This window comes from Mesorhizobium sp. B2-3-2 (assembly GCF_006442295.1).
GTDB lineage: Bacteria > Pseudomonadota > Alphaproteobacteria > Rhizobiales > Rhizobiaceae > Mesorhizobium.
In genome coordinates this window covers 30107-41658 of the sequence record NZ_VFWA01000026.1, presented here as the reverse complement: position 1 = coordinate 41658, position 11552 = coordinate 30107, and the positions used below count along the sequence as shown (strand labels likewise).

Genomic DNA, 11552 nt, shown 5'->3' with positions numbered 1-11552 from the left:
TGGTGGGCCCGGAGGGACTGATAGAACCGAGCAATTCTGCGGTTCTCTTCGCCAAGGTTAGACAGTAATGTTCCCATATCGTTCCGCATCATCCCGCCAGCCCAACCCCACCCGAGAGGATATGAAATGTGCGAGACAATCGAGAGAGTGTACTATCGCATCCGCTTCCCGGCAAATGAGGGTCTTTATGCCGAGTACTACAGGTCGAACAACGGCACCGATAGATGGGCCGATGTCGCAAAGGTCAAGGCGCTGCTTGGGCGCGGCCAGCCTACGGGTTATAAGGGCCGGTTTCTGGTGCCATTCACAGACTACGAGGTCATCAAGACGATCGAGACCATTACCGCGCGCCACGAAGTGATTTCGGTTCCCCTTGCCACTCCAGCCCCTGAGAGGACGTAGATGGACGACGTTGAAGCGCTAGCCGTGGAACTGGTGACCGGCATCGAAACTTCAGACCACGGACTCAAGCGAATGAGGCAGCGTCGGGGTTTGCCGAAGAAGGCGGCAGAGCGAGAGATCGAGCGCGCCCACAGTGACGGCACGCCGCGAACGGATTACTCTGGCCGCATGCGCCGCACGTTGGATGCCCTGTTCCACCGGCATGGTCATTTCGGCGACTACCGAGTATGGCGCGGATGGGTGTTCGTGTTCAAGGGACACTCATTCGTCACGGTGTTTCCACTGACGAATGGTCTCCAGAATAGCAAGGCGGGCATGAACCGCTGACTTCCCCACTATGTTCGCAGCACCAGCAGGAGAGAAAGAATGGCCGCGCGCTTCCCCGGCGATACCAAGCTGATCCTATGGCTCGCTGCTATCTTCGTGCCGGTCATTGTGCTTGGAGAGATAGGGTATAAGGTGCTGAAGGCGCTTGGGTGGGTGGATTTCTAAATGGGACCACGAAGCCGCGCCGTTCACGACAAATCCTACCAGATCCTGGTAAATGGCGAACTGGAGTTGGAAACAGACCATTTCGCTATGGCGCGGGCTGCATTTGATGCCGCGCCTCAGTGCTTCACCAACTCCACACTTGTGTTGAAGAATGGCGCCAGGGTCATGGAAACGGTCAAGACCGGCCGATACGATCATCAGTCTAGAAGGGTGGAGATTTTGAGCCTGGAGAAGTGAGCGCGGCCCTTGACTGGCACGATCCCCGCCCCAGACTCTCCCCATGGGCAAGGGCATCAAGGTAGGCGATCAGGTCGCCATCACCGCGACCGTGCGGCGGCGCGTCACCGAGGACAGGGTAAGCGTCTCCCTCCCCGGCTATAGCTTCCCGCATTCCATCGTGGACAAATCCACCAAGGTAAAGCGAGGCCAGCAGATAGAGCTTCAAGGCGACGTCCAGCGGGTCGATGAGGACAGCGTGACCATTGGAGGGCGGAGTCTGGGCGTCACCGTGCCAATCGACAAGGTGCGGCTGGTGGAGAGCTATGAACAGCCAGCAAGACGAAAGCCGTTGGTCGATGCGCCGGACTAGGATGGTCGCCTATCTCGGTTCCAAGCGCGAAACCGAAGTCGAGTGCCGGCCCGTCGATCACGGCTGCGGAGCCGGCCAGGTACCTTGCTTCGAATGCGGAGGCGATGGCGACTGGAGGAAATTCCACCCCGAGCCGTGGCGATTTCCCAACGGGCTCCCATGCCCCGACTGCAAGGGGACGGGCAAGGTCTACATCTCGATCTAGATGGCGGCCGGCATAGGGCCGAAACGCGAAAAGCGCCGCTGGCTTCGGCTGGCGGGGCGAGGTCCATAGTCTTAGGAGTACCCTTTGGAGTTCAGCCGCAGCCTAGGCACTTATCCTTTTGTTAGAGAAAAGCTAACGAAAGGATCCTTGCCTTAGACGCGAAACGCAAAAAGCCCCGCCGGCCGGAGCCAGCGGGGCGATTTTGTTATGCAGTAACATGGTGGTCTGGGATCGTTTCACCCGCCGCGCAGCACGCGCCAGATGTCTGACCAGTAGGCGGTGACCACCGAAGCCACCGCAGCAGCCGCCATGCCGGTGACGCCCAAGGCGCCAAGGCCCATCAGCTTCCAGCGAGTCACCTCGGCCGTGACTTGCTCCACGCTGGTCATGTCGGCTTTGAGCTTGCTGACGGCGGTCTCGGTGGCAGTGACCCGCTCGACCAGTTCGTCGGTCTTGGCGTACATTTTCGACCGACTTGCAGCTGCGCGCTGTTCTGACTGCTCATAACTCAGCGCCGCTCGCGCATCGCTGTCCTTGATGTCGCGCCTGATCTCGGTGATGTCCCGCTGCATGTCCTGCGTGGCTTGCAGCAGTCCGCCGATCATCATTTCCAAGCTTTTCGTTCCAGATGTCGGCATGTCCCCGCCCCTCCTCGCCTACGGTTTCCAGCCGCAAAGTTTCTGGCCCTTCTCGTTGTGAGCGAGGATTGCCGAGACAGAGGCGTCCGAGAGTGCGGCGACTTCGGACTTCGTCGGGCGGATCGGATGCTCGACTGCGCAGAAGGAGCCGCCAGAGGTGGTGCAGCCGGCGAGCAAGAGCGCCAGGATCAGGATTTTGACCATTTGCCCAGCCTCTCTCGATTGTCGGCCGGCGCGCGGCCAGCCACGGCATCGTCGATCTTCTGGGCTTCGGTGCGCGCCGCGGCGTCTGCGGCCGCCTGTTTGGCCTTCTGGCTGGCTTTGCCCTTGGCATAGGCCGTCCAGAGCCCGGCAATGGCAGCGCCGGCAGCGAGGAGGTACGGCCAGAACTGCCACAGCAGAGAGAGAGCGAGCGCGGTCATTGCTGCACCACGACCACGTTCGGGCTGTCCTTCACGAAATAGCCGCAGGCAAAGATGACGATAGGCGTCAGCGAGGTCCACACGTCATCCGAATACCACTGCGGCCAGAAGTTCTTGACGATCAGGCCCGAGACAGAAACCAGCGCCGCTGCGATGGTGGCAGCGGTGAGCTTTACGGTGGGGTTTGCCGACGGCTGGATTACCGTGTCCATGTTCAACCTCCGAAATGTGCTTTGAGGAAGCCGGCGATGATCGAGATGACGATAGCCAGGATTGCCGCGATCCCGGTTTTTTTCCGCGGAATGGTTGGTTGCGCCGCCGGCGGGACCGGTGCGCTGGGGATAACCACAGGATCGGCGCCGGCGGGCGGCAGGATGACCGTGGGGGCGGTTTCAGGAGCGGCGGGCGCCGGAGCCGGTATATTGACCTGAACCGTCTGAACGGGCGCTGGCGGGGTTGCTGGAGGCCAAGGCGTGTCCTTGATGCGCGACCACTTCCGGAATGCGTCGGCTAGCTTTGTGTCGTACCCGTTCTTCTTGTAGGCGGCGCCGTTGTAGCCCTTGGCAAAGGTCGCCCAGTCGTGGGAGCGCAATGCGGCGTCCAGATGGTTCGCCTTGATGAAACTGATCGCCGCCTCGAGCTGAAGCTCTTCGCTCTGCATCATGGCCGAAACCAGGGTCTGTGGGGTTGGGTAGCCGGCCGCCTTGAAGTTCTCGCCCAGAACCTGACCCAGACCCCACGATGCAGATTTCAGCGCCGCGGCCTCGTCGATCGCACATGCCGCCTTCAGGCGCGGATAGCTGTCCGCCGGATAGGGCTTCTCTCCCCACTTCGGATAAGCCAACCCCTGCTCTACCGCATGGGATCGCGCAGCGCCCGCCAGATTGCGATAAAAAACATGTGGCTCGAAGAGCATGACGGGGCGGCCCTGACTATCGAAGCCATGGCCGCGCGTTTCAACGTCGAGAAAAGCATGGATTTCGTCCTCTCCTACTCCGATCTTGGCGCCGAGCTTCGGCAAGGCGATATCGTCAAGGCGCACCGCGGCGCCCTTGAACGTGCGGTCCATGGGGTTTCCCTTTCGGATGATGAATGGCTATGGTCGACCGATGAAATTCACAGTCGAAATGTTGCGCGACGGCGCGGCCCTGAAGCGCGTCGATCTATCGGCCGGCAGCGATGTCGAGGCTGCGGAGGTCTGGGGTCCGGTGAATATTCCGCGTGGCCGGGAGCCCGCATCCGGAGAATGGATACGGGTCACTCAGTTCGAGAGCGGTAGGACGAGCTGGTTTCGTGTTGGCACTTGAGGTCGGCTGCGCACTGTGCGAAACCAGCTTCTTGAAACGATCGTTCTTTAGGAGAGATAGATGGGTCTCAAGAATCCCGATGGTACTAACTATTTCGGGTCGTTTTCGGAAGACAATGCGGCCGACAACACGCAGCCCCAGAGCTACCCAACGGTCAACGGCGTTGCCGTGGCTCCTATCCCCAATGAGAAAGAAGCCAGGGAATGCTTCGAGCGGTGGGCGGCTTCCGCTCTAGGCGAATGAAGCCATGAAGCGCTTAACTCGAAGCGCAAACCTCGCGGCTGCGTACACTAGAAATTCCCGTCGACGATTTTCTGCGCACCTGCCGCAATGTCGCTGACGGCAGCCGTAGCCACGCCATTGCCCATATTGTTGCGGATCGCATAGTAGTTCGCCCCGGCGACCGTGGCGACTATCGCGGCCACTGACTGAGAGGTATTCATGCGCTCAACGGTGTTCCCGGTCACACTGGAATTTTTGACACCCGTCCCGATTGTCACCATGTTTCCGCCGTTGCAATCGACAAAGTGGTTGTTGGTGACGATATAGCCCTGCACATCGCCGTTCGCGTAAACCACATCACCGACGCAGTTGATGAAGAAATTGCCACTCACCTCAATGCCACGGATCGCGCCGCTATTGCTGACGCCAATACTGATGGCTTTCACGGTGCCAACGATGCCGCTCGCAAAATAGCCATCCCTGAATTTGACATTGTAGAGACGGCTTCCCGATCCATCGCAAATCAGGATTACGCCAGCCGTAGTAAACACGTCGAGTTGCGATCCCGTATCGAACCAGATATCGCCGACGCGGGCCGCCGTGTCTGCGGAAACGGTGATGCTTCCTGCGTACATAATCGCGGAGTGCATCCGTATGCCTACCACAGTAGCGCCCGCGCCTGAGCCGGAAAAGAACACGCTTCTGGTATTAGTTCCCTTGCCCACAAATTGGCAGCTATAGGTGTCGAAGTCGCCGGTAGTGTCTCCGGCTGCCGCGACCGCCCTAAAAGCATTCCCGTTGGCGAGGGTCTCAATCCAGCCGCCACAACGACGCCACTGCATAAGCCGCGCGTTCTGCACGTACCAGCAGGTGGCGAACTCATAGACATTCACGTCTTCAAACAGGGCGCTCTCCTGGACGCCGCCCTGCAAGGTGGTCGCCCCGGCACCAATGAGAATGCCTACGGTCGATCCTGTTCCAGCGGTTTGGGGGAGGATGCGAAACCCACTGAAAAGCCAATTCGAGCGGCTGTCGTTAATACCTGCCGCTGCGGCGAATTTGACGACGCCACTATTGCCTGTCCAGCTTGCGAGCGCGACAAGGTATGTGCCCCCTGAACCTCCCTGGCCGAGCCATTTGACCGTCATATCGCCGCGAGGCGTCACGACTACCTGAGCGCCGAGCGCGTAGCTGCCGCCACCAAGGATTAGAGCGGTTTCGTCGCCATCGCTTGTGGCGGATGCCTCGATGCAGTTCTGTGCCGCCTGGAAGGCCGCGTGATCCGGTATTGAACCGTTTTTTACAGCTCCCCACCACTCTGGATGCACCCTACGTACGCCGAGAACCTTTCCCGTTCCTGTACAGTCGAAAATCTTGTTCGGACCGGAAGATGGCAGATTTGCCCATGTAGGTGCGCGCACCGCACCGCGAATGGTCAGAGTGACGGCAGTAGCGACGGCCAATTTGCCTAAGCCTGTGAATTTATACCTCTTGCCGTTCGGCCATGTCGCTGTTGCGGCGATCGCAAACGGCCGGTCGATCTCGATGTCATCGACAACGGAGTGTGCGGCCTCGATCGCGGACTGGCCCGTCCCGAACCAACTTGCGTTGGCATTTCCAGAATAGAGGCGCACCCACGCGCCAGCCGTCGCGGCAATGGCCGTAGCCTTGATGTAAATGCCTTCTGCTGTATCGGCGGCCACTTGCGTCGAATAGTCCCCAACGGTCCAGACAAATGCGCCGTTGCGACCGCCCTCAGCATAAATGATGGCAATCTTCTTCGTTGACGTGGAGAGCGCCTTTAGCGCTGCCCGGTCGGCCACTGGCGTTATATCGCTTATGGCCGAGACAACGGGACGTGTAGGGTCTGAACTGTCCACAGATACATTGTCGCCAGCCACCACCGACTGAACCACACCGGGATCACCCTGCGCGCCTTGCGGGATGCTGAAGTCGAGAACCGCGTCAAGGCTAGTGCCTGAGTTGACAACCGTTACAGGACTCCCCGGAGCCCCTGTGGTGACGGTGCCGACCTCGATCGACGCATTGAGCGGGATAAGGCGCGGCAACACCCGGCAACGGATGCGCGGCTTGCTCTGAACGCGGATGCGGATAGGGCCGACTAGTGCCATTCGAATTCACCATCGATATAGGCAAGCTCGCCCGTGAACAGAGCCGTGGTGCCGGCGCCATTGGTCATCCGGCACCCGACGCGATAGGTGACGCCCACACATAGGCCGGACATTTGCTCTTTGGTGAACTGCCACTGGAATTTGCCGGTTGCGGGCCGCGTGATGGTGTCGTCGGCCGTTGAGGCGCTGAGCACCATGCAGTTCTGCCGATCATTGACCTGTATTTCGATCAGCGCCGTATCGATGTCGGCAAGCGGTAGATTGGTGTCATCGTTGATTGCCTCCACGATTTCAGTCCAGTCAGAACCAGACACGGTGGCGAATTTGATATCGTACATCTTCGCCTCAGAGCTTGATGAAGAAGGGAACGACGACCGACGGCTGCAAATTGTTGTGCGCCGTCCCGGATCCGGTATTGCTGATCGTGCCGGTTGGTGTGCCGGCGCTGACCGAAGAGGTGTTTACCAATGCCTCATTGCGGAACCCGCCCTGCCACGACGGGCCGCTGCCAGAGCCAGCGTCTCTTGGGTAGGTGTGAGCATGTGCCGGCAGCGCATCGCCGGTAAAAGTATGGCTGTGCGAGGCGAGTTCCGCTGTGGTGAGCGTATGGGCCGCTTCGCCGCCAGCACTGCCGAGTGTGTCGGAATCGCTGCCGAGCTGGGCGTCGGTCACCCGGCCCGAGGCCGCGTTGCCCATCGAATCCATGCCGATAGGAGTGCGACCGCGCCAGTCAGGCAGCGCAATGGTCTTGGCCGCCGCCCAATCGCCCGCTGCGGTGGCGCCGCGCCCACCGGAGACGGCCAAGGCGCTATCTTCGGTCCACAGGAACAGGAACAGCGCCTGGCAGTCCGCATTGGCCCGTTCCGTGGCTCCCGACGACGCTTGGCCAATGGTACGCCCGTTGAGGCGGACAAAGCCGGACGGTACGCTCGCCCGCCAGGCCGTCTTGATGTCGCCGGTCTGGAACAGGAATTCAGTCGCGGTGCCGCCGCTCGGGGGATCGGGGACAACCGTGGTAGGGGCAGAGATGCCATCGACATCCCAGACGGTCGACCCGTCTGCATCCTCGATTCGTAGATGATAAGTGATCTGCTCGGGGAGAAAGATCGGCCCGAACGCGCCCCCTGAGTTGGCCACGACCGGGAAATCGTTCGGGATCGACAGTGCGTGGTCGGTGTAGGTGACGATCGGCGTCAACGTGCCGCTGTCATAGAAATACGCCTTGGCCCCCGAATAGGGATCGCCGCTGGCATCAAGCCACGGCACCAGGCTCTTTTCCCAGAGAATGGCCATCTTCAATTCCTATGTGGGAGGTGCTATATGCCGTGGCCTATGGCTCAGTTCGGCATCATGGTTTTGCAGGTCTCGTTCGCGGTCGCCGTGTCGTGGGTTTGCATCTACTGCAACGTCGAAAACGGCCACCTGATCGGGATCTACGCCTACGGGGCTGCTTTCGCGGCAACCTACGGGATAGACTGGCTACTGGGCCGGCTGAGAGTTCGGCGAGCTCGCGCGGCCACTCGCGCCCATCATCGAGAGCGATACGGCAATATCTCTGGCCCGGTGTCCGCCGGCTCGGGCAAGTTGCCTGAAGGCGCGGCCGGCCGCTGGGTCGGTGATGAGCCGCGCGATCTGATCGACATTACGCCCAAGCCTCCAGCCCTCAACGGTGTCCAGCGCCTTCTTGGGCCATGATAGGCCGCCTCCAATCGCCACCGCCGAAGCCGTGCCGAGCGGAGAGCCCTGCTTCAGGTCTTTCAGGAGTTCTTGATTAAACGCCGTCTGCGAACCGATCCGCTGACGCGTCCCCTGTGCCTGCAAGATGTCGAGATAGCGGTTGAAACCGGTCCAAACATCGTCGCCGCCGGGAAGCGCCCGCACTGCCGCCTCGAGGTTCTGGGACTGCTGCGGATTGCCCCGCAACGCCGCTACAAACCCAGCACCTCCAAATTGATTGGCCCCTGACTGCAATTCCTTCGTGGCCTGGTTGAACGTGCTTTCGATGTGGGCGCGCACCAACTGGCGGGCGGCATCAGGATTGCGGCGCGCCAGAACGCCGACGGCGCGCCCGATCTCCTGTGTCGAATTCGGCAGTGGGTTGCGCGGAAACAGCGCCTCGATGGCTTGCTGCGTGGTCGTGTCGCGTGAAGCGATCTTACCGAGCGGGCCTTGCAGCAGCGGGTCTAGATACTGCTGGCGAAGTTGTGCCTGCTGCTGGATGGCCTGCGCAAACTCTGGAGACTGAGCTTCCGCGGCCGAGCGGACGGCGGCGGCGTCGGCACCATAGCCGGCCGAGCGTTGCATATTCTGCTGCGCATTGACCGGGGCGCCGGCATTGTCTGCCTGTTGGCGAAGATATTTCTGCACCTCGTTCAGGAAGCCAACGGAATCATCCGGCAGGCCCTGCACATAGCGCTGAAGCTGCGGATCGCCGCGCACCGCCGCGCGGGCCTCTGCCCAGCCCGGAGCCGCCTGCACGCGCTGGAAGGTCTGCGGATCGATGCGCTGAGGTGCCGCCTGAGTATACAGAGGTTCTGTAACGCGGTTGATGCCCTGGCGGACGTCGCTGACAACGCCTTCGGCTGTCTGGCCGACGGCTGGGCCAACGGTCGACGGTGCGGCATTGACAGGCGCAACAGCATCCATCTGACCGCGTGCGGTCTGTTCGATCTGCTGGGGACGGCCGGCCATGAAATCTCGAAGGCCGCCCTGCCCTTCAACCACGCGCTGCACATCACCGGCCCGTGTTCCGCTGCCTGTGACCTGCTGGATGGCTTCGAAGCGGGTGATCGGCGTTCCGGCCGCCTGGGCGTCCATGAAAAGCCGCTCGGCTTCGTTGATCTGCTGCGGTGTCGATCCTTCGACCGCTTTGGCGATCGTGGCGGCGTTTCCACCGGCTTGGCCAAAGAACGCCACCGGAGCGCCGGCAACGAGCGCGGCCGCGGCGCGGGCGTATTTCTCATAGGGCGTACCCTTGGTGATCTGCCCCGCCGTCTCGGACGCAACAGCCGGGATGACGGCCATGGCGGTCTTTGAGATTGCCCCACCGGGACCGGCCACCACACCGGGTGCGAACTGCCCAATGGTTCGGGCATATTCGCCAGCGGTGGTTTGCGGCTGGTATGGGTCACCGGCGAGGTTCCGGGTCTCCTCCTGCACCCGCTCTGTCGTCGGGGAAGTCGGGAAGGGCGTGATCTTGGAGGCAACAGCGCGAACGGTATCTTGCGTCTCCGGTGAAGCCCCCAGTTTCCCGGCCAGCCATCCCGCAAGCTGCCCCTGATACTTACCGACATCGCCGGCCATACCGACAATGCTCTCAACGCCCTGCCGAACGCCGGAAATCGCGGACTTCGTGACATCCCCGAGCCCGGAAGATTGCTCCGGCTGTATCTGGCCGGCGATTTCCTCGACCGTGGCTTGCTGCTGCTCTGGCGACATGCTCATGAAGTCGTCGGAGACGGTGACGCGTTTTCCGCCGATGTTGAGGGTGGTCATGGCGTCTCCACGCTCCATTCGACCCCGGTTGACGTCTTCTTCGGCGCCACGCGGCCGCTCTTGCCGGGGTTCGGCCGCTGAAGTCCAAGAGACATTTCGTTGGCCTGCGCTACTGCCTCCGCAGTTCCCAAGCCGGACCGGATAGCGAGGAGCGCGACCTGTCGAGCACGTCGTTTCTGGTCAATTGTTCCCTGGTCGTCGCCGGGGATCGGCAGAAACATGGGGCCGTACTGATCGAATTCCTTGTCGGTGATCGCCGCGCCGGTGTCTTTCCGCAGTATGGCCGTGAGAAAGCTGTCCGCTGCTTGCTTTGCCTGCTTGAATTCTGGTGTCCTGACATAGTTGCCAAGACCCAGTGGCAGCAGACCGGCATTCTGTTGGCCGAATTTTGCGAGCTGGTCGTCCATGCCACTCAGCAGGGACTCCGCATCGATGCCGCGCGTGTAGAACACCAGATCCTTCGACTGGCCCTCGGTGAGCTTCTGGCCGCCCCCGCCGATCTGCACCGTTCCATCCGGGTTGATGGTGATGCCGTTTGAAGGCTGGGTCTTCCTCAGGTTTAGCGGATTGTTCGGGTCTGCTGGACCGCCCGGAATCGCCTCAAGGCCTGTCGCGGTCGCCCGATAACCATCAGGGATGTTCTTTTGCCCGGCGTTCTGAAGGTCGATGAGTGCCTTGCGGTACTGGAGCTGCTTCACCGGGTCGTTGGCGTCGAGCTGCAAGCCCTGCGCTGCCTGCACGAGCTGAATGGCAAGCGGGCGCGTTCCAGGCGACTTGAACAGGTCTGCCATCACTTCGCGCGGGGGGAGGATGGATGCCGCCTGCGGGGGCTGGAAACCGGCCTGCGGGGCTGCTGGAGCCTGCCCGGAGCCCATAGGGGCAGACTGGCCCACTGCAAGGCCCTCAAGCGCCTGCTGGGACGGTGCAGAGCCGCCGAACTGCGGGGCGAATGCCTGTGCATCAGCGATGCGTTGGCCGGCCTCGCCGCCGGGCTGGTCATAGCCGGCGAACCGCCAGGCCTGGTTCATGATCTGCTGCGCTTCGGCCGGCGACTGGGCTGCGTTGAGCTTTTGGATGAGGCTGGGGTCTTCGGCCAGCAGGAACTTGCCCTGTGTCTCCGGGCTCGGCGCCTGCGGATTGTCGCCATTTTGCTGGGCGAAAGCCTGAAGCTTGGCCAATCGATCGCCGCGCCACGACATGATGCCGCCCGATGTGCCGGCCTGCCCTGACTGACTGGGATCGGACCATGTTCCGAATGCGCGATTTGGTGCAAAGCCGCTTTCGTTCTTGCCCGTTGCGGCCACCGCCGCCAGCGCAAACGGATTGGTCAGGCCGCCATCCTTGACCGTCTTCAGGAACCGGCCCGCGATCTGGTTGCCGTTGAGCGTGTTGGCGCTGGTCTGGCCCTGTGCGGCGAATGCCTGGTCGACACGGGCCGTTGCCGGGTCAGGCGTGCCCAAGGGAGCCCGCTGGACAGCGCCGACGGGTGCGGATGGCCCGAACTGCGGCGCAAGCGAAGAAAGCGTCTGCGGGGCGCTCTGCTGCTGGCCCTGAAGGCTGTCGAGATACTTGCCGAAGGCCGCTTGCGCGTTCTTCTCGTCGCGAAAGTCCTTGCCCGACTGATAGCCGCGCGCAGTCGCCTGCATCA

General features: G+C 61.7%; 16 protein-coding genes. 6 read left to right on the top strand and 10 right to left on the bottom strand.

All coding sequences use genetic code 11. The features are described from left to right. Positions 1 to 126: 126 nt before the first annotated feature. Genes FJ964_RS30500 through FJ964_RS30485 form a run of 5 tightly spaced genes read left to right on the top strand, consistent with a single transcriptional unit; the run spans position 127 to position 1483 of the window. Positions 127 to 402 carry a hypothetical protein gene (locus FJ964_RS30500; RefSeq protein WP_140554424.1) on the top strand — a complete coding sequence of 92 codons (276 nt, stop codon included), beginning with the start codon at positions 127 to 129 and terminating at the stop codon, positions 400 to 402. Continuing rightward, a complete protein-coding gene (locus tag FJ964_RS30495; protein WP_140554422.1) occupies positions 403 to 729 on the top strand; it encodes a hypothetical protein in 327 nt (108 codons plus the stop codon). It begins immediately after the preceding gene. Between the two features lie 39 nt (positions 730 to 768). Then, the gene (locus FJ964_RS31740) at positions 769 to 894 is read left to right on the top strand and encodes a hypothetical protein (RefSeq protein ID WP_281408312.1); all 126 of its coding nucleotides are present in this window, start codon (positions 769 to 771) and stop codon (positions 892 to 894) included. Next, positions 895 to 1131, top strand: coding sequence for a hypothetical protein (locus FJ964_RS30490; protein WP_140554421.1), 237 nt, complete (start codon positions 895 to 897; stop codon positions 1129 to 1131). Between the two features lie 43 nt (positions 1132 to 1174). After that, the gene (locus FJ964_RS30485; RefSeq protein ID WP_140554419.1) at positions 1175 to 1483 is read left to right on the top strand and encodes a hypothetical protein; all 309 of its coding nucleotides are present in this window, start codon (positions 1175 to 1177) and stop codon (positions 1481 to 1483) included. A gap of 441 nt (positions 1484 to 1924) precedes the next feature. Here the strand turns inward: FJ964_RS30485 and FJ964_RS30480 are convergent, their stop codons facing one another. From FJ964_RS30480 to FJ964_RS30460, 5 genes are read right to left on the bottom strand one after another with little or no spacing between them, the layout of a single operon-like run. Then, on the bottom strand, positions 1925 to 2296 hold the full coding sequence (locus FJ964_RS30480) for a DUF1515 family protein (RefSeq protein WP_246676236.1): 372 nt from the start codon (positions 2294 to 2296) through the stop codon (positions 1925 to 1927). Between the two features lie 48 nt (positions 2297 to 2344). Then, positions 2345 to 2530, bottom strand: a complete 186-nt coding sequence (locus FJ964_RS30475; protein ID WP_140554416.1) for a hypothetical protein — start codon at positions 2528 to 2530, stop codon at positions 2345 to 2347. Then, on the bottom strand, positions 2515 to 2748 hold the full coding sequence (locus FJ964_RS30470; protein WP_140554414.1) for a hypothetical protein: 234 nt from the start codon (positions 2746 to 2748) through the stop codon (positions 2515 to 2517). Before FJ964_RS30470 ends, FJ964_RS30475 begins: the two co-directional genes overlap by 16 nt. After that, positions 2745 to 2960, bottom strand: a complete 216-nt coding sequence (locus FJ964_RS30465) for a hypothetical protein (protein ID WP_140554413.1) — start codon at positions 2958 to 2960, stop codon at positions 2745 to 2747. Before FJ964_RS30465 ends, FJ964_RS30470 begins: the two co-directional genes overlap by 4 nt. Positions 2961 to 2962: 2 nt before the next feature. After that, the gene (locus tag FJ964_RS30460) at positions 2963 to 3817 is read right to left on the bottom strand and encodes an N-acetylmuramidase family protein (protein ID WP_140554411.1); all 855 of its coding nucleotides are present in this window, start codon (positions 3815 to 3817) and stop codon (positions 2963 to 2965) included. 298 nt (positions 3818 to 4115) lie between these two features. Here FJ964_RS30460 and FJ964_RS30450 point away from each other — a divergent pair, with 298 nt between their 5' ends. Further along, positions 4116 to 4298 (top strand): hypothetical protein, encoded by a 183-nt coding sequence (locus FJ964_RS30450; RefSeq protein WP_140554410.1) that lies wholly within the window; start codon positions 4116 to 4118, stop codon positions 4296 to 4298. A 47-nt stretch (positions 4299 to 4345) separates the two neighbouring features. On the opposite strand, the gene FJ964_RS30445 is transcribed toward FJ964_RS30450, so the two are convergent. The 5 genes from FJ964_RS30445 to FJ964_RS30425 all read right to left on the bottom strand — a co-directional run bounded on the left by FJ964_RS30445 (position 4346) and on the right by FJ964_RS30425 (position 11550). After that, entirely contained in the window at positions 4346 to 6409 is a 2064-nt protein-coding gene (locus FJ964_RS30445) for a hypothetical protein (protein WP_140554408.1), read from the bottom strand. Beyond that, positions 6400 to 6747 carry a hypothetical protein gene (locus tag FJ964_RS30440; RefSeq protein ID WP_140554407.1) on the bottom strand — a complete coding sequence of 116 codons (348 nt, stop codon included), beginning with the start codon at positions 6745 to 6747 and terminating at the stop codon, positions 6400 to 6402. Before FJ964_RS30440 ends, FJ964_RS30445 begins: the two co-directional genes overlap by 10 nt. Positions 6748 to 6754: 7 nt before the next feature. After that, a complete protein-coding gene (locus FJ964_RS30435) occupies positions 6755 to 7702 on the bottom strand; it encodes a hypothetical protein (RefSeq protein WP_140554405.1) in 948 nt (315 codons plus the stop codon). Between the two features lie 186 nt (positions 7703 to 7888). After that, positions 7889 to 9904 carry a hypothetical protein gene (locus FJ964_RS30430; protein ID WP_140554403.1) on the bottom strand — a complete coding sequence of 672 codons (2016 nt, stop codon included), beginning with the start codon at positions 9902 to 9904 and terminating at the stop codon, positions 7889 to 7891. Next, the gene (locus FJ964_RS30425; protein WP_140554402.1) at positions 9901 to 11550 is read right to left on the bottom strand and encodes a phage tail tip lysozyme; all 1650 of its coding nucleotides are present in this window, start codon (positions 11548 to 11550) and stop codon (positions 9901 to 9903) included. Before FJ964_RS30425 ends, FJ964_RS30430 begins: the two co-directional genes overlap by 4 nt. Between the last annotated feature and the right edge of the window lie 2 nt (positions 11551 to 11552).